This is a genomic window from Micromonospora sp. NPDC005257, assembly GCF_042872445.1.
In the GTDB taxonomy this organism is placed as follows: Bacteria; Actinomycetota; Actinomycetes; order Mycobacteriales; family Micromonosporaceae; genus Micromonospora.
This window is the reverse complement of record NZ_JBIAKL010000019.1, coordinates 48,975-69,163: the sequence shown is the minus strand read 5'-3', so window position 1 is coordinate 69,163 and position 20,189 is coordinate 48,975. Positions and strand designations below refer to the sequence as shown.

The following is a 20,189-nucleotide window of genomic DNA, read 5'->3' as shown; positions in this document are numbered from 1 at the left end:
GACCGTCCAGGTGTCGGCCTACCCGGACCACTACGCCCAGTGGGAGCAGCAGGCCGCCGACCTCGTCGCCCAGCACTGGACCAAGTAAGACCAACCGGCTGGCCGGACCCCGTGCACCGGGCCCGGCCAGCCTGGCCTTGCCCTGATGGTGAAGCTCGTCCGCGACCGCCGCAAACGCCCTCCGGCCTTCCACCGAGCATGGCTCCGGACGTCACACGAGGCGCGGCTTGGTCCGCTGGAACACGTCGGAAGGCCGGCACCCCGAGACGGGGTGCCGGCCTTCCTCTCGCGTACCCGATGGGTCAGGCCGGGGGCAGGACGAACGTCCACGTGGTGGTGGTCGTGCTGGCCGCGGCGCCGGTGGCGGTCAGCCCGCCGTAGTTGCCGGTCGGCACGCTGCTCGCCGAGTCGGCGAGCAGGCCGGTCACCCGTCCGCCGCCGGTCTGCGAGGAGTTGCTGCGCACCGCCACGCCGGACGGCGGGGTGAGCGCGGTGGACGTGCTGTCGCCGTGCAGCCAGTACGACACGGCCCAGCTCTGCGCGGCGGTCACCGGCGCGTACGGGGTGAGCCGGGTGGCGGTGCTCGCCGGATCGGTGGCCCTGCTGAAGACGGGCGCTCCCGGCGCGACCCCCCGGTACGCGGCCAGCACCAGGTTGCCCTTCGCCTGGCTGTCCAGCGCCACCCGGACAGTCGTGCCCGCGTCGCCCGCGCTCGCGGTCTTCCACCAGGCGGTGGTGGTGGCGAAGCCACCGTCGAGACGGTCGAGCCTGCTCCACCCGGTCACCCCGGTCGGCTCACCGGTGCCGGTGTGCGTGTTCTGGCTGAGCAGGAGCAGCAGCATGTCGCCGGCCTGCACGCCGGCCGGGACGGTGGCCGTGTGGCTGATCCAGTTGGCGTTCGCGGTGGCCTGGCCGACGAACGAGATCCGCTCCGGCACGGGCGCGACTGTCACCTCGACGGTCGCGGTGCCGGTGGCGCCTCGGTCGTCGGTGACGGTGAGCGTGACCGGGTAGGTGCCGGCCGCCGCGTACGTGTGCGACGTGGTCGGCACGGAGGCCGTGCCGGTGGTGTCCCCGTCGCCGAAGTTCCAGCTGTGGTCCTGGATCGCGCCGTCGGCGTCGGTGGAGCCCGCGCCGGAGAACGTGCACACCAGGCCGGAGCAGGTGGGCGTCAACGCGGCCACCGGCGCCTGGTTGGCCGGGCCGCCCGATCCCTTGAGGATCTTCACGTAGTCGATGTCACCGGCGAAGTAGTCGCAGGTGACATTCGTACCGTCGCACTGGCTCTTGCCGCCGGCGGACAGCGGCCACGTGTTCGCGATGGTGCCGGTCGGCCCGTTGAGGCGGCTGGTCCGCACGCCGTCGACGTACATCTCCACGTACGCCGACGTGCGGTTGCAGGTGACGGTGTGCCACTGGCCGTCGGAGATCGGCAGATCCGTGTAGCCGGTACGGGATGCGCCGTCCGCGCCCCGGAACAGGCACTTCGGCTTGCCGTTCGGCGCCTCGAGCTTCCAGTAGCCGCCGGCGGTGTTGCCCTGTCCCTTCTGGAGGATGTTGCCGAAGGAGTACGTGGTCCGGTAGCGGATGGTCACCGAGAAGTCCCCGGCATCCGGGTTGAAGTCGGTGCTGTGCGGCACCAGGTCGACGTGGCCCGGAACGTACTCCTCGTCGGTGGGCAGGTGCGTGGCGAAGCGGTGGCCGGTGGCCCCGGCGTAGAGCGCGCCGGTGACCACCTCGCCGCCGATCGTGCCGTGGCGGCCGTTGCCGCTGTAGTCGGTCAGCAGCGTCGACGACGTCGGCTCGTCCATGCTGAAGAACGCCACCGTCCGCGTCGCGGTGGCCTGCGCGGGCGCGGCCGAGATCGTCACCCCGGCCGCCACGACGACGGTCGCCACCCCTAACCGGGCGGCCGTCCGCCGCCATCGTCCCCGCTCGATCATGTGCATGTGACCGCCTCCCTGCGCGTCGGGCATCACAGTGACACGCGCGGTGGCGGTGGCTGAATAACCCGCACGGTGGAGGCGGGTGACCGATGTGGCCGGTACGAACCGTCCGGTGGGGTACGTCCGCAGATCGACCGGCGGTGCCGACGGGCGGGGAGGGTGACTCTCGGTGGGCGATACTGGGTTTGAACCAGTGACCTCTTCCGTGTCAAGGAAGCGCGCTCCCACTGCGCCAATCGCCCGGGCAATCGCGAGCGGACGACGGGATTCGAACCCGCGACCCTCACCTTGGCAAGGTGATGCGCTACCAGCTGCGCTACGTCCGCGTGCCGCCGGTTCGCGCCGGCGACGGGGTGAACTCTACCCGATGACAAGATCTCCGCGCGGCACACCCCCGCCGCGTCGGGTGGCCCGGTGGTTGCGCTGCTCGCCGCCGGGGTACTGAGGCCGGTGACAGCACAACCATCCCCCCGAAGGAGGCTGTCGTGGGTATCGGTACGAGCATTTTCCTGATCGCGGTCGGCGCGATCCTCACGTTCGCGCTCAACGCCAGCGTCGGCGGGGTCGACCTCGACGTCGTCGGCTGGATCCTCATGGCGGCCGGCGTACTCGGCCTGATCATGACCACACTGGTGTGGGGCCGCCGTCGCCAGGTCGTCACCACCACCGCCGAGCAGCCGGTGGAGTACCGCCGGGTCGAGGAGCGCCGGGACGTCGCCCCGCCGATGTGACCGCCGCCGGGGCCGACGGAGCTGATCGGTCCCGAACCGGACCGGCCGGATCACCCGATCCGGCCGGTCCGATCTGCTACGGGCGTGCCGGCGCCGACCACGAGTAGGGCGGCGGCGGCCAAGGGCAGAAGACGGACGACGAGAGCTGACCGATCGATGACGACGAGAAAGGCCGTGTCGAATGATCGACACGGCCTTTCCGCTGGTGGGCGATACTGGGTTTGAACCAGTGACCTCTTCCGTGTCAAGGAAGCGCGCTCCCACTGCGCCAATCGCCCTCGTCTACTGCCGAGGTGGAGACGGGATTTGAACCCGTGTACACGGCTTTGCAGGCCGTTGCCTCGCCTCTCGGCCACTCCACCGAGGTTGCCCCCGAACTGCGTGGCGGCATCTCCGAGCGGACGACGGGATTCGAACCCGCGACCCTCACCTTGGCAAGGTGATGCGCTACCAGCTGCGCTACGTCCGCACGCCCCCGGTGTTAACCGGTGACGGATGAGAACTTTAGCCGAGTCCGGGAACGGTTGCCAAATCGGGTCCCCGTCCGGCGCGTCCGCGGGTGACCGCCCTCTCGCCCGCGAGGCTTCCTAGGAACCTGGGTGGCTGGCCCCGACCCTAGTCGCAGCGACTGCGACCTGCCCGAATACGTCCGGCGAGTCGAGTGTCCGGCATCCGACTGTCCCATCGACGACCGGCCGCTTCGGTAACTCCTCGTGGTCAATCGGATGGGTTACCGTAACGCCGTGACGAGACGAGCCGCCGAGATCCGCCTGGACGCGCTGCTGCGTACGGCCTGCGAGGTGATCGCGGAACGAGGACTCGCCAACACCCGCACCGCGGACGTGGCCGAGGCCGCCGGGGTCAGCCAGGCGCTCGTGTTCTACCACTTCGCGACGAAGGACCGGCTGCTCGCGCAGGCCTTCGCGTACGCGGTCGAGCAGGATCTGGCCCGCCTCGACGCGGTGCTGCGCTCCTCTGCCCCGCCGCTTGCCAAGCTGCGCCGGATGCTGCGCCTCTACACGCCCACCGGCCGGGCCACCTCCTGGTCGATGTGGATCGACGGGTGGGCGGAGTCGCTGCGTACCCCGGAGTTGGAGAAGCTCTCCCGCCGCCTCGACCTGCGCTGGCGGCAGGACCTGGCGGCGGTGATCACCGCCGGGGTCACCGAGGGCACGTTCGACTGCCCCGACCCGGCGGGCGCGGCCTGGCGGATCAGCGCGGTGATGGACGGGCTGGCGGTCCAGCTCGCGGTGCACGAGCGGGTGATCACCCGCCGGCAGATCGCCGAGTGGATCCGCCTGGTGGCCGCCAGGGAACTGGGCCTGGAACCCAGCCAGCTCGACTGACCGCCCCGGCCCACCCCGCCGCCGATCATGGAGCGCGGGTGAGGGCAGGGTCAGTGCCAGCGAGGGCGGGGGCGTTCGAAGGGGGGCGGGAGCGTCTCCGGTTCGGCCTCCGCCGACGGGCGCAGGAGCCGGCGCATGCGCAGCAGCAGACCGGCGCCGAGGAACAGCAGCAACCCGCCGAGCAGGAACGCGGCCTGCACCACGCCGAACCCGCCGCTGTCCGCCACCGGCCGCCCGGCCAGGCCACCCGGCGGCGGCGGCTCCACCACCGCGGCGTCGGTCCGCTCGCCGGTGACCGGCTCGTCCGAGGGCTCCTCGGCGGGCGGCTCGTCGCTCGGCGACTCCGAGGGCTCCGCGCTGCTCCGCGAGGGCGTCGGCTCGGGCCCCTCCCCCACCACCTGACGGGAGGCGGTCCGCCGGGCGAGCAGCCGCAGCTGCGGGTCGTACGCCTCGGCGGCGAAGCTCACCCGCCCGCGCCCGACGTCCTCGGCGAACGCCACCCGGTAGCGGGCGGTGACGGTACGGCCGGGACAGAGGACCCCGGGGTCGAGCTGCCGGTCGGTGAGCCGGGCGGTGTCTCCCTCGGTGCGGATCTCCAGCGGGAACGATCCGCTGTCCTCCACCCGGTCCACCTTGAGCTGGTCCAGCCGCAGGCCCTGCACCCGCACCAGCATCGACCAGCGCACCTTGACACAGCCGCCCCCGTCGGAGCGGGACACCACGGCGGAGAGCGTCTCCACCCGGTTCCCGGCGGTGAACTCGTCGGGCAGGCCGCTCAACTCGGTGGAGAAGGCCGCGGCCGCCCGCGCCGGCAGGGCACCGCCGTACCCGGTCCCGGCCACGAAGGTCAGCACCAGTCCGATCCGCAGCGCGTGCCGCCAGCCGCTCACCACGCCTCCTCCCCCTCGGTCGTGTCCACAGGCAACGCTAGGAGCGCGCCGGGCACGCCGGTAGACGGGCGTGTTCGCATCCAACGCCAAGACAAGAGGGCTGTTTCACCGAGTGTGGTGAACCGGTCACGGCGTCACCGCGACACGCCCGGGATCGGGCCCGGCCGGGCGGTGGGACACAATTCTCCGGTGTCCGAGCTGTCCGCAGCGTTCGTCCGGCTGCACGCCCGCCTCGCCCCGGTCGCCTTCGTACCCGAGGTGCTGCTGCACCAGGCCGACGAGCCGATCGGGCTGTGGGAGCTGACCGAGGGCGAGTTCCGCAGCTCCCAGCCGCCGCCGTTCTGGGCGTTCGCCTGGGCCGGCGGGCAGGGCCTGGCCCGCTACGTCACCGACCACCCCGAGGTGGTCGCCGGCCGCCGGGTGCTCGACCTGGCCTCCGGCTCCGGCTTGGTCGCCATCGCCGCCGCCCGCGCCGGCGGCGCCGCCGTCCGGGCGGTCGAGGTGGACGAGCGGGCCGTCGCGGCCGTCGCCCTCAATGCCGAGGCCAACGGGGTACGCGTCGACGCCGAACTCGGCGACATCCTCGACTCCGGCGCCGGCGACGCCGAGGTGGTGCTGGCCGGGGACGTCTTCTACAGCGAGGCGATGGCCCGCCGGATGCTGCGTTTCCTGCTCCGGGCCGCCCGCGCCGGGGCCCGGGTGCTGGTGGGCGACCCGGGCCGGGCGTTCCTGCCCCGCGAGCGCTTCCACGAGCTGGCCGCGTACGAGGTGCCGGTCTCCGAGGCGCTGGAGAGCGTACGGGTGAAGCACACCACCGTCTGGGAGCTGGACCCGAACCCGCCCGGCGCCCGCCGCTAGCGTTACCGCGCCGGGCCGCACCGCTGCGTCGGCGCGCAACTGGCCCGGATGGAGGCCGCGGTGGTGGTCGCCGAGGGACGCCTGACGCGTTCGTGGTCCGCCGCGCCTGAGCCCCGCGGGTGTCGAGAGAGGGCCTGACGAAAGTCAGGGTGAGCGGCTGCCGTTCGACGGCGGCGGCGCGCCCGCGCCGGCCCATAGCGTCACCGCATGATCACACTTCGTGCGTTGACGAAACGGTTCGGCGACGTGACAGCCGTCGACGACCTGACCGTCGAGATCCGCCCCGGGCAGGTCACCGGGTTCCTCGGCCCGAACGGGGCGGGCAAGTCCACCACCATGCGGATGGTGCTCGGCCTGGACCGGCCCACCGCCGGGCAGGCCCTGGTCAACGGCCGGGACTACCGTACCCTGCGGCACCCGCTGCACGAGGTCGGCGCGCTGCTCGACGCGACAGGCGTGCACCCGGCCCGCTCCGGCCTGGCGCACCTGCGGGCGATGGCGCGCAGCAACGGCGTACCGGCCCGGCGGGTGACCGAGGTGCTCGACCTGGTCGGCCTGGACGCCCGCGCCGCCGGCAAGCCGGGCCGGGCGCTGTCACTGGGCATGGGTCAGCGGCTCGGCATCGCGGGCGCGCTGCTCGGCGACCCGCCGGTGCTGCTGCTCGACGAGCCGGTGAACGGGCTCGACCCGGACGGGGTGCGGTGGATCCGCGGGTTCACCCGCCGTCTCGCCGACGAGGGCCGCACCGTCCTCGTCTCCAGCCACCTGATGAGCGAGATGCAGCAGACCGCCGACCGGGTGGTGGTGCTCGGGCGCGGCCGGCTGGTGGCCGACGCGCCGCTGGCCGAGCTGATCGCCGCCCGGCCCGCCGCGTCGGTCCGGGTACGCGGCCCGCAGCCGGCCGCCCTGACCGCGCTCGGCGACCGGCTCACCGCCGAGGGCGCGACGGTCACCGCCGACGACGGCGGGCTGGCCGTGGCCGGCAGCACCGCCGCCCGGGTCGGCGACCTCGCGCACGAGATGGGGGTACGCCTGCACGAGCTGACCCCCGTCGCCCCCTCCCTGGAGGAGGCGTTCCTGGAGCTGACCGCCGACAGCGTGGAGTACGCCGCCGGCCTGACCGGAGGTGGCGCCCGATGACCGCACAGTCCATGCTCGACCCGGCCCGGCGGACCGCCCGGCCCGCCCCGGCCGGACATCCGCTCGCCGGGGCGGTGGCCGCCGAGTGGACCAAACTCTGGTCGGTGCGCTCCACCTGGTGGACGCTGCTCGCGGCGGTGCTGACCATGGCGGCGAGCAACGCCCAGCTCGCCATCTACGCACACAACGCCAACACCGACGACGATCCGGCGAACAACCCGGGCGTCGTCGGCGTCGGTGAGATCGTGGCCGGGTCGCTGGAGCTGACCCAGTACGTGGTGCTGGCGCTCGGCCTGTTCGCGATCACCAGCGAGTTCACCACCGGCACGATCCGCACCACGCTGCGGTGCACCCCGTCGCGGGGGCGGGTGCTGACCGCGAAGGCGATCGTGGTGGGCGCCGTGACGTTCGGCCTCGGGCTGCTGCTCGGCGTCGTCGGCGCGGTGTCGGCCCGGCCGGTGCTCGGCGAGTGGGGCCGCGCCCCGCTGGGCGGCACGGTGGCCGACGTCATCGCCTGCGCCGCGTACCTGGCGCTGGCCGGTGTGCTGGCGCTCGGCCTGGCGTGCGCGCTGCGCGGCGCGGTACTCACGCTGACAGTGCTGTTCGCGCTGTTGATGATCGTGCCGCTGTCGTTGCGGGAGCCGGACATCACCGTGCTCACCCGGATCTCCGACGCCTTGCCCGGCGTGGCCGGCAACCATTTCCTGGCCGGGGACACCGCGCCGTACCCGCCGGCCGTGGGTCTGCTGGTGCTCGCCGCCTGGACCGCCGCCGCGCTGGCTCTGGGCCGGTGGGCGCTGGCCCGGCGCGACGCCTGAGCGGGGCGGGGCTGGTCAGCCGGCGGGTGGGACCAGCCCCGCCTCGTACGCGAGGATCGCCGCCTGCACCCGGTTGCGCACGTCCAGCCGGGTGAAGATGCTGGTCAGGTAGCTCTTCACGGTGCCCTCGACCAGGTGCAGCCGACGGGCGATCTCGGCGTTCGACAGTCCCGCCCCGACCAGCGCCAGCACGTCGCGTTCCCGGTCGGTGAGCCCGGCCAGCCGGTCCCGCGCGTACGGGCCGCGGGCCAGCCGGCCGCCGCTCAGCTCGATCACCCGGCGGGCCACCCGCGGCGACAGGTACGCCCCGCCGTCGGCCACCGCCCGCACCCCGGCCAGCAGTTCGCGCGGGTCACCGGACTTGAGCAGGAACCCGGCGGCGCCGTGGCCGAGCGCGCGGGCGATCAGGTCGTCGTCGCCGAACGTGGTGAGCATGACCGCCGCCGTCTCCGGCACCAGCCGGCGGATCTGCGCGGCGGCGCTGAGCCCGTCGCAGCGGGGCATCCGGATGTCCAGCAGCGCCACCCGGGGCCGGTGTGCGCGGACCAGCTCGACCGCCGCGAGGCCGTCCTCGGCCTCGCCGACCACCTCGACGCCGGGGTCGGCGGCCAGGATCGCCCGGACCCCGGCCCGGACCAGGGCCTCGTCGTCGGCGAGCACCACCCGCACCGGACGCCCACGCTCGTCGCTCATGGTGCGATCTGCTCCTTGCTGACCAGCCGCCCGCCCACGAAGCAGAGCTGCCAGGTCGCCTGGGCGAACGGGAAGTTGCGGTCGGTGTAGTACTCGCAGCCCGGAACGGCACCGGTCCCCGGTGGGGCGACCTGGCGGCGGGGCAGTTCGAGCGCCTCGCGCGGCTCGCCCAGCCGCAGCCGTTCGAAGCCGGCCTGGTCGAGCACCGCCCCGGCCGTGGCGAGCGGGTAGTAGACCAGGGTCAGCACCAGGGCCAGTCCGGCGGGCGCGCCGAACGCCACGAGCAGGCTGCGCCGCAGCCGCCGCCGGGCCTCCCGCAGCCGGCGCTCCGCGTCCCGGCCGGGTACGCCGACGCGTCCCGCGTCGAGCGGGTCGATCTCCGCGAGGTCGTCGTCGCCGGGTCGCGGGGCGGTCGCCCCGGAACCGTCAGCCGGGCCGGTGACCGGCGGACCGGCGTCGGCGAGGGCCGGCGTCCCGAAGGCCCGGATCGGGCCGGCGACCGGTGAACCGGCGTCCGCGCGGCCGGGCGGCGGCGTGCCGGGACGGGCCGCGTCGGCGAGCGGGAGGTGTGCGGTGACCGCCCAGCCGCCGTCGCGCGGGCCGGCGTCCAGCACGCCGCCGGCGAGGCGTACCCGCTCGCGCAGCGCCACCAGGCCGGAGCCGTGCGACGCCGGTCCGGGCAGCGGGCCGGCCGGTGGCGCCGGGTTGACCACCGCGACGGTCACCGCGTCGGCGGCCCGCGCCACCTCGACCACGACCGGGGCGTCCGGGGCGTACCGGGCGGCGTTGGTGAGCGCCTCCCGGACCACCCGGTGCACGGCGTGCGCCACCAGCGGCGGCAGCTCCGCGGCGTCGGCACGCAGCTCGACCGCCATCCCGGCGTCGCGCGCGCCGTCGACCACGTCCGCGACCGACTCCCCCGGCGGCCGCAGCGTGTGCTCCTCGCGCAGCACGCCGACCACGTCGTGCAGCCGTTCCGAGGCGGCGGCCACGCTGGCCCGTAGCTCCCCCGCCGCCGCCCGATGTGCCGGGGACAGGTCCGGCGCCAGCTCCAGTGCCCCGGCCCGCAGCGCGATGAGGCTCAGGTCGTGGCCGAGCGAGTCGTGCATGTCCTGGGCGATCCGGGCCCGCTCCCGCAGGCGCACGCGCTCCACCACCGCCCGCCGCTCGTCCTCCGCGTGCCGCCGCCCGGCGTCGGCGAGCGCCTGCTGCTGACGCCGCAGCCGGCCCAGCAGCCAGGGGAAGACCCCGGCGAACAGCAGCACCGAGGCGAGCATGAACCAGGTGGCCGGGTCGGTGCCGAACAGCCCGAGGTTGAGCACGGTGCCGGTCACCGCGATGGCGGCGAAGACGACAGCGGCCGGCGCGGCCCGGGCGCTGCGCAGCCCGGCCAGGTAACCGAAGACCGGGATGGCGAAGACCACGTTTCCGTCGACGAGCGAACCGGCGACCACGACCAGCACCGCCGCCAGCGGCCATCGGCGGCTCACCGCCACTGCCAGGGCGAGCAGGGCCAGCACGACGCCGTACAGCGGCAGGTCGTGCGCCTGCCACGGCGGGCTGATCCGGCCGGCCGTCACCGGCGTCGCGAGCACCGCCCACAACAGCAGGTCACCGGCCCGGCGCTGCCGTTCGCGGGGTTCCACGACGGTCACGCTACCCACGCCCGGCCGGGCCGGGCACCGACGAAAGTCAGGTCTCCTCGGCCCAGGCCCGCCAGTCGTCGAGCACGCCGTACAGGGCGGGGGTGAGCCAGCCGGGCGCGGACCGGCGGAACACGCCCGGGTCCATCCCGCCCGCGCCGGCCGGCACCGCGCCGAGCAGGTTCGGCAGCAGCTCGGACAGGTTGAGCCAGTGCACCAGCTCCGGTTCGGTCGGCCAGGCGCCGATCACCACGCCGGCCGGGACGGCCCGTCGTTCCAACGCCTCCAGCGTCAGCGCGGTGTGGTTGAGCGTGCCGAGCCCGGCCCGCGCCACCACCACCGCGGGCGCGCCGAGCGACACGGCCAGGTCGGCCACCGTCCACGGCTCACCGGAGGGGCGCAACCCCATCGGTACGAGCAGCCCGCCCGCGCCCTCGACGAGCACCAGGTCGTGCTTGTCCGCCTCCTCGCGGACGGCGTCGACGGCGTTGTACAGCTCCAGCGGCGGCAACTCCGCGACCCGGGCCGCGGCCAGCGGGGCCAGCGGATCGGGGTAGCTGGCCAGCGTCCGGCCGGTCAGCGGGGCGGCCAGCCGGGTCACCGAGTCGACGTCCCCGGGCTCGCCTGTGGCCGTACCCGTCTGGCCGGGCTTGACCACGGCGACCCGCAGGCCGGCCGCCTGCGCGGCGGCGGCGACGGCGGCGGTCACCACGGTCTTGCCCACCTCGGTGTCGGTGCCGGTCACCAGCACCGGCCCGGTCCAGGCGTCGCCGAAGCTCATGGCGCACACTCCACGATGACGTCCAGGGCCCGGTCGAAGTCGGCCCGGTCCACCCCGGCGCTGACGGTGAGCCGCAGCCGGGACCGGCTGTCCGGCGTGGACGGGGGACGGAAGCAGCCGACCGCGACGCCCCGGTCCCGGCAGGCGGCGGCCCACGCGGTCGCCTCCTGCGGGCCGGGCGCGGTCACCGAGATCACGGCGCCGTCCGGGGCGGACACGGACAGCCCGGCCGCGCCGAGCCGGCGCACCGCCGCCGCGACCCGGTCGGTCAGCTCGGCGCGCAGCGCGTCACCGGTGCGGGCCAGCCGCACCGCGGCGCGGACCCCGGCCACCACGGCGGGCGGCGGCGCGGTGTCGAAGATGAACGTGCGGCCGGTCTCCACCAGGTGGCGGACGAACTCGGCCGGCCCGGCGACCACGCCACCGGCCCCGCCGAGCGCCTTGGACAGCGTCGCGGTGACCACCACGTCGGGCGCGCCGGCCAGCCCGGCGGCGGCGACCCCGCCGGCTCCGGCCGGGCCGGTGACGCCGAGCGCGTGCGCGTCGTCGACGAGCAGCAGCGCGCCGTGCCGGCGGGCCACCGCGTGCAGCTCCGCGAGCGGGGCAAGGTCGCCGTCGACGGAGAAGACCGACTCGGTCACCACCACCGCCGGGCGGCCCGGTGCGGCGGCGAGCGCCGCGGCCACCGCCGCCACGTCCGCGTGCGGCGTCACCAACGTCTCGGCGCCGGAGATCCGGCAGCCGTCGATCAGCGAGGCGTGGTTGTGGGCGTCGGAGACGAGCAGCGTACGCGGCTGGGTCAGCCCCCGGACGGCGGCGACGTTGGCCAGGTAGCCGGAGGAGAACACCAGCGCCCGGTCGACGCCGAGCCAGTCGGCCAGGTCGTCCTCCAGCGCGTGGTGGGCGTCGGTGGACCCGCGCACCAGACGCGACCCGGTGGCGCCCAGTCCGTACGCGGACAGCGCCCTCGCGGCGGCGGCGGTGACCTCGGGGTGGGTGGCCAGGCCGAGGTAGTCGTTGCCGGCCAGGTCGACCACGGCGTCGTCGGCGGCCCGGGGGCGCAGCGTGCGGGTCAGCCCCGCCCGGGCCCGCAGCTCGGCGCGGCGGTCCAGGGCCGCGAGCCAGTCCGCCACCGTGCCGTCCCCTCCCGCCGACTTTCGCCCCGCCGGGCGCTTCCGCGGGGCGAAGTTACCACCCGCGCCGAGGGCCCCGGCGTGGCGCGGTCCCGGCTCGCCGGAGGGCCGCGGCGACGGTTTCCCGCGCTCATGGTGGCCTGTTAGGTTACGAGCCATGCCAGAGATCCTCGACCAGGCCCGGGAGCGGGTGCTGGGCAACGGCGTCGGCCTCGACGAGGCCGGTGTCCTCGCGGTGCTGAACCTTCCCGACGAGCACCTGCCCGCCGCGCTCCAGCTCGCCCACGAGGTCCGGATGCGCTGGTGCGGTCCGGAGGTCGAGGTCGAGGGCATCGTCTCGCTGAAGACCGGCGGCTGCCCGGAGGACTGCCACTTCTGCTCGCAGTCCGGCCTCTTCACCTCGCCGGTCCGGTCGGTCTGGCTGGACATCCCGGCGCTGGTCGAGGCCGCGAAGCAGACCGCCGCCACCGGGGCGACCGAGTTCTGCATCGTGGCCGCCGTGCGCGGCCCGGACGCCCGGCTGATGAAGCAGATGCGCGAGGGTGTCGCCGCCATCCGCGCCGCTGTCGACATCCAGGTCGCCGCCTCGCTCGGCATGCTCACCAAGGAGCAGGTCGACGAGCTGGTCGAGATGGGCGTGCACCGCTACAACCACAACCTGGAGACCTGCCGCTCCTACTTCCCGAACGTGGTCACCACGCACTCCTGGGAGGAGCGCTGGGAGACGCTGCGGATGGTCCGCGAGTCCGGCATGGAGGTCTGCTCCGGCGGCATCCTCGGCCTCGGCGAGACGGTCGAGCAGCGCGCCGAGTTCGCCGCGCAGCTCGCCGAGCTGGACCCGCACGAGGTGCCGCTGAACTTCCTCAACCCTCGCCCCGGCACGCCGCTCGGTGACCGCCCGGTGGTGGAGGGCAAGGACGCGCTGCGCGCCATCGCCGCGTTCCGGCTGGCCATGCCGCGCACCATCCTCCGGTACGCGGGCGGCCGGGAACTCACCCTCGGTGACCTCGGCACCCGCGACGGTCTGCTGGGCGGCATCAACGCGGTGATCGTCGGCAACTACCTGACCACGCTGGGCCGGCCGGCGACGGCCGACCTGAAGCTGCTGGAAGACCTGAAGATGCCGGTGAAGGCGCTCTCGGCGACCCTGTGAGGCAGCGGTGACCGAATCCTCCCCCGCCACGGCGCCGCCCGCCGCGCGCTGGTGCGACAGGTGCGGCGAGTCGGTGACGGCCGGGCCGCACCCGGCGTGCGAGGCGGCCCGCGCGTGGGAGCCACCGCGCTGGTGCGCGTCCTGCCGGCGCCGGATGAAGGTGCAGGTCGTACCGGCCGGCTGGTCGGCCGTGTGCGTCGAGCACGGCGAGCGGCAGGGCTGAGGCGTGCTGCGCGGGCGAGCGGTGACACTGCGACCGGTGACCGACGCCGACGTGCCCGCCCTGGCCGCGATCCGGGCCACCCCCGAGGTACGCCGCTGGTGGCGCGGCGGCGACGACCTGGCCGAGTCGGTGCGGGCCGACCTGGCCGACGACGCGCTGACGACCTACGCCGTCGAGCACGACGGCAGGCTGGTCGGCGCGATCCAGTGGTACGCCGAGACCGACCCGGACTACCGCCACGCCAGCTTGGACGTCTTCCTCGACCCGGCGGTACGCGGCGCCGGGCTGGGCGGGGACGCGATCCGCACGCTGGTCCGGCACCTGATCGACGAGTACGGCCACCACCGGTTCACCATCGACCCGGCGGCGGCGAACACGGCGGCGATCCGCGCGTACGCGAAGGTGGGGTTCCGTCCGGTGGGCATCATGCGCCGCTACGAGCGCGGCGCGGACGGACGCTGGCACGACGCGCTGCTGATGGATCTGCTCGCCGAGGACCTGGCCGGCTGATTCAGCCGGCCCAGAGCAGGTTGCCGCCGGGCAGGCGGCGGGCGCCCTCGGCGGGCCGGTGCGGGCTGAGCCGGCCGTCCGGCATGAGGTGCGACACCGGCACCCCGCGGCCGAGCACGGCGACGTCGGCGATCAGCCGGCGGTGGCAGCGCCACCAGACGCTCTCGCTGCACATCACCGCTGTGGTCCGCAGCGCGGCGTCGGCGAGCACCTCGGCCACGGCCGCGTCGAAGTCGGGCGTGCGGGTGTACGCGGCGTACGCCCGGAAGGCCGCGACAGTCCACCAGGTGTCCGGTTCCGGCTCACCGGCGCGGACGTGCCGGCGGCCGCCGAGGCGCGGCTCCCAGCGGTAGCCGATGCCCCGTTCGGGCAGCCAGCGTTCCATGGCCTCGCGGCGGACGTCCGGGTTGGTCCGGCTGGCCGGGTAGCGGCGCACGTCCACGACCAGGGCGACAGCCGCGCCGGCCAGCAGGTCCCCGATCTGGTCGCGGTGGGCGGCCCCGTGGCCGACGGTCAGCAGCTCGCGCTCCACCGCCCCAGCTTGCCCCGGGTCGCCGCCGCCCGCCCGCGTTTCGCCGCGGGCCGGCCCAGGGCCACCACCCGGGCCCTGCCGTCCGGCCGGGTGGGGTCGGCCCCACCTGGAAGCGTGCCCGGCACCACGCGGGTGCCGGGCACGCTTTCCGGTGACTGTGTGACGGTCAGCGCTGGAGGGTCAGCACACCCGGCCGCCACGGCAGCAGGTTGTAGTCGCCTCCCGCACTGGGGTTCTTGCCCTGGTACAGGAGCTGCAGGTTGCAGGCGTCGACGGTCTTGGTCTGGTCGGGGTTGGTGCGGACCAGGTCACCGTGGCTGATGTCGTTCGTCCACGTCGCGCCGCTGTTGGCCTTGCCGGCGAAGGGGTTGCTCTCCGTGGCGGCCTGCGGTGTCCACGAGCCGCCGAGGCTGTTGGACGTGAACGACCGGAAGTAGCGTCCCTGACTTCCGATCGCCTCGACGATCATGAGGTACTGGTTCTGGCCCGCGACCTTGTAGACCTCGACGCCCTCGAACAGGTTGTTCGTCGAGTCGGTCATGATCGTCGTGTAGCTGGAACCGAAGCTGCCCGGGAAGTTCCCCAGCGGCATGCTCGACCGGTAGATCTTGCCGTTGTCCCCGGCGAAGAACAGGTACATGTTCTGGTCGTCGCCGATGAGGGTCTGGTCGATGACGCCGTACGGGGCGTCGGGCAGGGTGGCGGTGGACAGCGTCTGCGCCGAGGACCAGCCGTTGGCGTTGGTCGGGTCGCTCGACGTCTTGTAGCTGAACGAGGTCGGTCCCCACTGGTACGCCAGCACCCAGATGTTCTTCGGGGCGAAGTACAGCAGCGTGGGCGCCACGGTGCCCTGGCTCATTCCGGTCTGGCCGGCCGAGGCCATGTCGGACCAGTTGGTGAACGGGCTGAAGTTCATCGAGCTGTACTGGCCGCTGCTGTTGACGTACGACCCGTAGACCAGGTGCTTGCCGTTGTAGACCACGTTCGTGAAGTCCTTGAGCGAGACCCAGCCGTTCTGCGGGTTGGCCAGCGCGCCGGTCGACGACCACCGGTAGGTCGACGGGAGCGCGCAGCCGCCCGGCGGGGGCGTCGTGGTCGGCGGCGGCGTGGTCGGCGGCGACGTGGTCGGGGGCGTGGTGCCACCGAAGTCGGTCCGCCACTGCTGGTTGGTCTGCCCGTGGCAGTCGTACAGCTGGATCTGCTGGCCGTTGCCGGTGCCCCAGACGTCCAGGCAGCGGCCGGACTGCACGCCGCTGATGCTGCCGTTGGAGTTGATGTTCCACTGCTGGTTGGGCTGGCCGTTGCAGTCCCAGATGATGATTCCGGTGCCGTTCGCGGTGGCCGCGCCGTTCGCGTCGAGGCACTTGCTGCCGTAGACCATCAACTGCTTGCTGGAGGTGTACGTCCACTGCTGGTTCGACTGACCGTTGCAGTCGTAGAGCTGGACCCGGGTGCCGTTGGTCTGCGTGGAGTTCGGCACGTCGATGCAGCGGCCCGACTGCACGCCGACGATCCGGCCGGCGCCGCCGCTCGGCGGCGGTGACGTGGTCGGGGTGGTGGTCGGGGTGGTGGTCGGCCCGGCCGCGTTGAGGGCGTTGAGGACCGAGGTGTACGCGGCCTTCTTGTTGCCGCTGCCGTCGAACAGCAGCGGGCTCTCGTTGGAGCGCCAGGAGTCGCTGTCACGCACGCCCCACACCGTGATGCCGATGCAGCGCGGCACGTTCAGGCACGCCTGGGTCAGCCCGGCGTACTGACTGGTCGAGGAGTTGGTGACGTCGACCTCGGTCAGCGCCACGTCCACACCGAGCGCGGCGAAGCTGGACAGCGTCGTCTGGAAGTTGCTGGGCAGCGAACTACCGCCGGTGAAGTGGGTCTGCAGACCCACGCAGTCGATCGGCACCCCACGGGACTTGAAGTCCTGGATCATCCGGTAGACACCCTGCGTCTTGCCGTACGACCAGTTCTCGATGTTGTAGTCGTTGTAGCAGAGCTTCACCGACGGGTCGGCCGCCCGCGCGGTACGGAACGCCACCTCGATCCAGTCGTTGCCGGTGCCCTGCAGGTTGGAACTGCGACGACTGCCGTCCTCGTTGAACGCCTCGTTCACCACGTCCCACGCGGCCAGCTTGCCCTTGTAGTGGGCCATCACCCCGTTGATGTGGTCGATCATCGCCTGACGCAGAGTGCTGCCGTTCAGGCTCTGCATCCACGGCGGCTGCTGCGCATGCCACGCCAGCGTGTGCCCACGAACCTTCAGACCACGCTGGGTGGCCCAGTTGTAGATCTGATCACCCGAGGAGAAGTTGAACTGACCCCGGTTGGGCTGGAGCGCCTCCGGCTTCATCTCGTTCTCGGCCGTGATCATGTTGAACTCACGCGCCGCGATCGTGCTGTACGTCGAGTCGTTCAGCCGGCCCGCCGCGATCGCCGTGCCGAAGTACCGGCCCGACTGCGCGGCGGCCGCGCCGAGCGTGGACGCGGCGGCGTTCGCCGACGGCATCATCACCGCGACGGCGGCCACCGTCACGGCGCTGACCGCGCCGGCGAGCAGCGCCCGGACGGCGGGCGATCGCCGTCGCCGACTCCCGCCGCGATGTACGGATGGGTTCATTACCATCTCGGCCTCCTTATTGGCCGACACCCAGGCCGTCGGGGCGGGACGACTGGACGTCTCGGTTGAGAAATCTAATTTCATCGATGCTTTCATCCGGCACCGACTGGGACAATGGTGTTTCGGAAACGTTTCGGAAAAGCTCTGGCCGGGAGGGTGTGGCGTGGCCGGTCACCCGGGTGCGGTACCGGCCACGCCGCGCCGACGGTCAGGAGACGGTGCAGGCGGAGCCGTTCAGCGTGAAGGCGGCGGGCCTCGCGGTGCTGCCGGTGTGCGTGCCGTTGAAGCCGAAGCTGGTCGACGCCCCCGCCGCGATCGTCCCGTTGTAGGACAGGCTCGAGGCGGTCACCTCGGCGCCCGTCTGGGTCACGTTCGCCGACCACGCCTGCCCGACCTTCTGCCCGCTGCTCGGGAACGTGAACGCCAGCGTCCAGCCGTTGATCGCCGTGGTGCCGGTGTTCGTGACGGTGATGTTCGCGGTGAACCCGGTGTCCCAGGTGTTCGCCGTCCAGGTCACCGCGCAGCCGCCGCCGGCCGGCGGGGCCGTGGTGGTCACCGTGACGCCGGGCGACGCGGGCGAGACGTTGCCGGCCGCGTCCACCGCGACCACCGTGAAGGTGTACGTGGTGGAGGCGGTCAGCCCGGTCACCGCCAGCGTGGTGCCGGCGGTGGAGCCGACCAGGACGTTCCCGCCGCGGTAGACGCGGTAGCCGGTGACCCCGACGGCGTCGGTGGCCGGGCCCCAGGTCAGGGTCAGGCCGGTGGCGCCGACAGCGGAGGCGGTGGGCGTGCCGGGCGCGGTCGGCGGGGTGGTGTCCGGCGCCGGGCCGGCCGGCGTGGTGACGGCCAGCGCCGCCGACGCCGCCGAGCGGTTGCCGGCGCCGTCGAGCGCCCGCACGGTGAACTGGTACGTCCGTTCCGGAGCCAGTCCGGTCACGGCCAGGGTGGCCCCGGTCGAGGCGGTGACGACCGGGTCGGCGCCCGCCGAGGTACGGGTCACCTCGTACCCGGCCAGGCCGCTGCCCCCGGTGTCGGTGGAGGTGGCCCAGGTCAGCGTGAGTCCGCTGGACGTGACGGCGGACGCCACAGGCGCGCCGGGCACGCTCGGCGCGGTGGTGTCCGGGGTGGCCGTTCCCGGCTCCTCGCCCCAGACGCGCACGCCGCCGGAGTAGAGCGGCACCTTGCGGTTCGGGCCGGCGGTGGCCTGGTACGACGGGTCGTTCGTCGGATCCCAGGTGCCGCCCTCCGGCACCCCGATCTTGAACTGGACCTCCATCCGGTGCTGCGACTGCCCGGCCGGCGCGATGGTGTAGCCGGTGCAGTCGACCTCGACGTACCAGATGTCGCCGGAGAACTGCTTGGCGGTCGACGGCGACGGGCAGCCCTGGGTGTAGCCGGGGGTCACGGTGACCGGGCCGGTGCCGTCGGGCCGGAAGTAGTACCGGAACTTACCGGTGGTCAGCGCCCGGGCCGGGAACGCCGACTTGTTGTAGACGATCGCCTTGAGCCCGGTGGCACGCGGCTCGGCCTGCATGACAGTGGTCTCCACGGTCATCTCGTCCATGTCGGGCGTCTCGGCGGACGGGAAGCCGGCGCGCGGGCTGCCGCCGTACTCGTTCGTGAGCCGGGCCAGCGCGGAGGTGAAGCCGGCGTTGTAGTCGGTGGCCACCTCGTTCATCACGTAGTCCGACCGGCTGTCGGTGTACGCGTCGTTTGCCGCCGACGGGCCGCCGACCAGCGCGCCGTAGAGCACGTGCCGGGTCTCGGTGGGTACGGTCTGACTGTCCCACCAGGAGCCGTGCGCGGTGCGGTGGTGCGGGTTGCGCGGCGAGTTGGCGCCGAAGCCGATCTGGTAGCTGGAGTTGCGCGGGTTGTCACCGAGCGCGTAGTTGACCTGCCGGACGGCGAAGTCGTGGTAGCGCGCCTTGCGCGTGGTGTCGGTGGTCTTGTCGCTGTAGACCAGAGAGGCGAACGCCGTGTTCGAGGCGTACCGCAGTGCACCCCACGAGTCGAGGACCGCCATCCCGCCCGGCGAGTACGGCACCCGCTGCCCGTTGACGCCGACCGTCCAGTAGTCCAGCCACCGGTTGGCGTCGTCGACGTACTTCTGCTTGCCGGTCAGATTCGCCAGCAGCACGTACGCGCCGAACTGCTTGTTGTCCCAGGCGATGGTCCACTTGTAGGAGCGGGTGGTGGACTGCGGCTCGGTGCCGAGCTTGTCGTACTCGCTCTCGGCCTTGGCGAGGTAGGTGGCGTCGCCGGTGGCCCGGTACAGCCAGATCGCGCCCCAGACCAGTTCGTCCTGGTAGCCGCTCCACGACTTGTAGAAGCTCGTCGCGTCGGTGATGCACTCGTGATAGCTCTTACGCACCGTGTCGGCGAACGTGTAGAGCTGCTTGGCGTGGCCGAGCAGCTTGTCCGCGTAGGCCGCGTCGGTGGACCGGAAGACCATCGACGAGGCGGCCATCGCGGCCGCCGTCTCCCCCGCCAGGTCCGCGCCGCCACAGCTCGCGTCGATCTTGTACGCGGGCCGCGCCATCGGCATCACCTCGGCCGGTCCCCACCACTTGTGGTCGTCGTCGCCCTTGCCGACCTGTCCGTAGAGGACGTTCGCGGCGGGGTGCGCCTTGACGAAGTAGTCGTTGACGAAGCGCAGGTTGTTCAGCAGGTGGGTGAGCTGGCCGGACGCGACGTACCCCTCGCGGTACTCGACCGCGCCCCAGGCCAGCATGGTGGCGCTGAACGCCATCGGGAAGCCGAACTTCACGTGGTCGCCGGCGTCGTACCAGCCGCCGGTGAGGTCGACGCCGACATCGGCGCCGTCGGTGAGCGCCGAGTCGCCGCGCCAGGAGACGCGGTTCCAGGAGGGCTTGCGGCCGGACTGCTGCGCCTCGTAGAAGAACAGCGACTTCTGCAACGCCTCGGCGTAGTTGAACGCGGGCGCGGCCTGCGCGGCGGAGGCGGACGTGGGCGGAGGGGCGGCGACGGCCGTGGCCAGGCCGACGGCCAGCGCGGCGCCGGCGGCGAACAGCCGGCGGAGCCGGGACCGGCCTCCTGGTGGCGGAATCGGACGGGGCATGGCGAGCTCCTGTGACTGGCGCCAGTGCGGCAGCCGGAGCGGGACGGGGATTCGGGGCTCCGGCTGCCGCGTGGCGGTGGTGGTGGGTACCCGGGAAGCCTC

At 73.3% G+C, this 20,189-nt stretch carries 18 protein-coding genes and 5 tRNA genes; 8 read left to right on the top strand and 15 right to left on the bottom strand.

The window, feature by feature from the left end; translation table 11 throughout:
- Window positions 1-302 precede the first annotated feature (302 nt).
- The 3 genes from ACFYO8_RS28585 to ACFYO8_RS28575 form a co-directional block, all read right to left on the bottom strand.
- The gene (locus ACFYO8_RS28585) at window positions 303-1,949 is read right to left on the bottom strand and encodes a PKD domain-containing protein (RefSeq protein ID WP_354874968.1); all 1,647 of its coding nucleotides are present in this window, start codon (window positions 1,947-1,949) and stop codon (window positions 303-305) included.
- A gap of 167 nt (window positions 1,950-2,116) precedes the next feature.
- Window positions 2,117-2,188 (bottom strand) — tRNA-Val (locus tag ACFYO8_RS28580).
- A gap of 11 nt (window positions 2,189-2,199) precedes the next feature.
- Window positions 2,200-2,272, bottom strand: a tRNA-Gly gene (locus ACFYO8_RS28575).
- A gap of 159 nt (window positions 2,273-2,431) precedes the next feature.
- Here ACFYO8_RS28575 and ACFYO8_RS28570 point away from each other — a divergent pair.
- On the top strand, window positions 2,432-2,677 hold the full coding sequence (locus ACFYO8_RS28570; RefSeq protein WP_013284878.1) for a DUF6458 family protein: 246 nt from the start codon (window positions 2,432-2,434) through the stop codon (window positions 2,675-2,677).
- Window positions 2,678-2,880: 203 nt separating this feature from the next.
- Here ACFYO8_RS28570 and ACFYO8_RS28565 read toward each other — a convergent pair.
- The 3 genes from ACFYO8_RS28565 to ACFYO8_RS28555 form a co-directional block, all read right to left on the bottom strand.
- Window positions 2,881-2,955, bottom strand: a tRNA-Val gene (locus tag ACFYO8_RS28565).
- A gap of 13 nt (window positions 2,956-2,968) precedes the next feature.
- Window positions 2,969-3,039 (bottom strand) — tRNA-Cys (locus ACFYO8_RS28560).
- A 34-nt stretch (window positions 3,040-3,073) separates the two neighbouring features.
- Window positions 3,074-3,146, bottom strand: a tRNA-Gly gene (locus ACFYO8_RS28555).
- A 274-nt stretch (window positions 3,147-3,420) separates the two neighbouring features.
- Between ACFYO8_RS28555 and ACFYO8_RS28550 the strand changes: the two genes are divergently transcribed.
- Window positions 3,421-4,023, top strand: coding sequence for a TetR/AcrR family transcriptional regulator (locus ACFYO8_RS28550; protein ID WP_354874966.1), 603 nt, complete (start codon window positions 3,421-3,423; stop codon window positions 4,021-4,023).
- Window positions 4,024-4,073: 50 nt separating this feature from the next.
- Here the strand turns inward: ACFYO8_RS28550 and ACFYO8_RS28545 are convergent, their stop codons facing one another.
- Window positions 4,074-4,913, bottom strand: coding sequence for a hypothetical protein (locus ACFYO8_RS28545; RefSeq protein ID WP_354874964.1), 840 nt, complete (start codon window positions 4,911-4,913; stop codon window positions 4,074-4,076).
- A gap of 189 nt (window positions 4,914-5,102) precedes the next feature.
- Between ACFYO8_RS28545 and ACFYO8_RS28540 the strand changes: the two genes are divergently transcribed.
- From ACFYO8_RS28540 to ACFYO8_RS28530, 3 genes are all read left to right on the top strand, one after another.
- Entirely contained in the window at window positions 5,103-5,771 is a 669-nt protein-coding gene (locus ACFYO8_RS28540; protein WP_354874962.1) for a 50S ribosomal protein L11 methyltransferase, read from the top strand.
- A 207-nt stretch (window positions 5,772-5,978) separates the two neighbouring features.
- Complete coding sequence (locus ACFYO8_RS28535; RefSeq protein WP_354874960.1) at window positions 5,979-6,911, top strand: ATP-binding cassette domain-containing protein; 933 nt, start codon at window positions 5,979-5,981, stop codon at window positions 6,909-6,911.
- Entirely contained in the window at window positions 6,908-7,729 is an 822-nt protein-coding gene (locus ACFYO8_RS28530) for an ABC transporter permease (protein ID WP_354874958.1), read from the top strand. The genes ACFYO8_RS28535 and ACFYO8_RS28530 overlap by 4 nt, the downstream gene beginning before the upstream one ends.
- A gap of 15 nt (window positions 7,730-7,744) precedes the next feature.
- Here ACFYO8_RS28530 and ACFYO8_RS28525 read toward each other — a convergent pair whose 3' ends face one another.
- From ACFYO8_RS28525 to ACFYO8_RS28510, 4 genes are read right to left on the bottom strand one after another with little or no spacing between them, the layout of a single operon-like run.
- Entirely contained in the window at window positions 7,745-8,422 is a 678-nt protein-coding gene (locus ACFYO8_RS28525; protein WP_354874956.1) for a response regulator transcription factor, read from the bottom strand.
- The gene (locus ACFYO8_RS28520; protein WP_387257765.1) at window positions 8,419-10,068 is read right to left on the bottom strand and encodes a histidine kinase; all 1,650 of its coding nucleotides are present in this window, start codon (window positions 10,066-10,068) and stop codon (window positions 8,419-8,421) included. Before ACFYO8_RS28520 ends, ACFYO8_RS28525 begins: the two co-directional genes overlap by 4 nt.
- A gap of 46 nt (window positions 10,069-10,114) precedes the next feature.
- The gene (gene bioD, locus ACFYO8_RS28515; protein ID WP_091420131.1) at window positions 10,115-10,846 is read right to left on the bottom strand and encodes a dethiobiotin synthase; all 732 of its coding nucleotides are present in this window, start codon (window positions 10,844-10,846) and stop codon (window positions 10,115-10,117) included.
- On the bottom strand, window positions 10,843-11,979 hold the full coding sequence (locus ACFYO8_RS28510; protein WP_355096654.1) for an 8-amino-7-oxononanoate synthase: 1,137 nt from the start codon (window positions 11,977-11,979) through the stop codon (window positions 10,843-10,845). Before ACFYO8_RS28510 ends, bioD begins: the two co-directional genes overlap by 4 nt.
- A gap of 157 nt (window positions 11,980-12,136) precedes the next feature.
- On the opposite strand from ACFYO8_RS28510, the gene bioB reads away from it, so the two are divergent.
- From bioB to ACFYO8_RS28495, 3 genes are read left to right on the top strand one after another with little or no spacing between them, the layout of a single operon-like run.
- Entirely contained in the window at window positions 12,137-13,132 is a 996-nt protein-coding gene (gene bioB, locus ACFYO8_RS28505) for a biotin synthase BioB (protein ID WP_354874948.1), read from the top strand.
- A gap of 7 nt (window positions 13,133-13,139) precedes the next feature.
- On the top strand, window positions 13,140-13,355 hold the full coding sequence (locus ACFYO8_RS28500; RefSeq protein ID WP_354874946.1) for a hypothetical protein: 216 nt from the start codon (window positions 13,140-13,142) through the stop codon (window positions 13,353-13,355).
- 3 nt (window positions 13,356-13,358) lie between these two features.
- Window positions 13,359-13,865, top strand: a complete 507-nt coding sequence (locus ACFYO8_RS28495) for a GNAT family protein (RefSeq protein WP_354874944.1) — start codon at window positions 13,359-13,361, stop codon at window positions 13,863-13,865.
- A 1-nt stretch (window position 13,866) separates the two neighbouring features.
- On the opposite strand, the gene ACFYO8_RS28490 is transcribed toward ACFYO8_RS28495, so the two are convergent.
- The 4 genes from ACFYO8_RS28490 to ACFYO8_RS28475 form a co-directional block, all read right to left on the bottom strand.
- Complete coding sequence (locus tag ACFYO8_RS28490; protein WP_354874942.1) at window positions 13,867-14,397, bottom strand: DUF488 domain-containing protein; 531 nt, start codon at window positions 14,395-14,397, stop codon at window positions 13,867-13,869.
- Complete coding sequence (locus ACFYO8_RS28485; RefSeq protein ID WP_355097487.1) at window positions 14,379-14,540, bottom strand: hypothetical protein; 162 nt, start codon at window positions 14,538-14,540, stop codon at window positions 14,379-14,381. Before ACFYO8_RS28485 ends, ACFYO8_RS28490 begins: the two co-directional genes overlap by 19 nt.
- A gap of 23 nt (window positions 14,541-14,563) precedes the next feature.
- A complete protein-coding gene (locus ACFYO8_RS28480) occupies window positions 14,564-17,014 on the bottom strand; it encodes a non-reducing end alpha-L-arabinofuranosidase family hydrolase (protein ID WP_387257763.1) in 2,451 nt (816 codons plus the stop codon).
- 202 nt (window positions 17,015-17,216) lie between these two features.
- Complete coding sequence (locus ACFYO8_RS28475) at window positions 17,217-20,087, bottom strand: glycoside hydrolase family 9 protein (RefSeq protein ID WP_387257761.1); 2,871 nt, start codon at window positions 20,085-20,087, stop codon at window positions 17,217-17,219.
- Between the last annotated feature and the right edge of the window lie 102 nt (window positions 20,088-20,189).

Excerpts from the sequence above, each read along its gene's own strand:
- ACFYO8_RS28535 (WP_354874960.1), top strand. The coding sequence starts at position 5,979 with ATGATCACACTTCGTGCGTTGACGAAACGGTTCGGCGACGTGACAGCC.
- ACFYO8_RS28525 (WP_354874956.1), bottom strand. The coding sequence starts at position 8,422 with ATGAGCGACGAGCGTGGGCGTCCGGTGCGGGTGGTGCTCGCCGACGAC.
- ACFYO8_RS28585 (WP_354874968.1), bottom strand. The coding sequence starts at position 1,949 with ATGCACATGATCGAGCGGGGACGATGGCGGCGGACGGCCGCCCGGTTA.
- bioB (WP_354874948.1), top strand. The coding sequence starts at position 12,137 with ATGCCAGAGATCCTCGACCAGGCCCGGGAGCGGGTGCTGGGCAACGGC.
- ACFYO8_RS28475 (WP_387257761.1), bottom strand. The coding sequence starts at position 20,087 with ATGCCCCGTCCGATTCCGCCACCAGGAGGCCGGTCCCGGCTCCGCCGG.
- bioD (WP_091420131.1), bottom strand. The coding sequence starts at position 10,846 with ATGAGCTTCGGCGACGCCTGGACCGGGCCGGTGCTGGTGACCGGCACC.
- ACFYO8_RS28480 (WP_387257763.1), bottom strand. The coding sequence starts at position 17,014 with ATGGTAATGAACCCATCCGTACATCGCGGCGGGAGTCGGCGACGGCGA.
- ACFYO8_RS28530 (WP_354874958.1), top strand. The coding sequence starts at position 6,908 with ATGACCGCACAGTCCATGCTCGACCCGGCCCGGCGGACCGCCCGGCCC.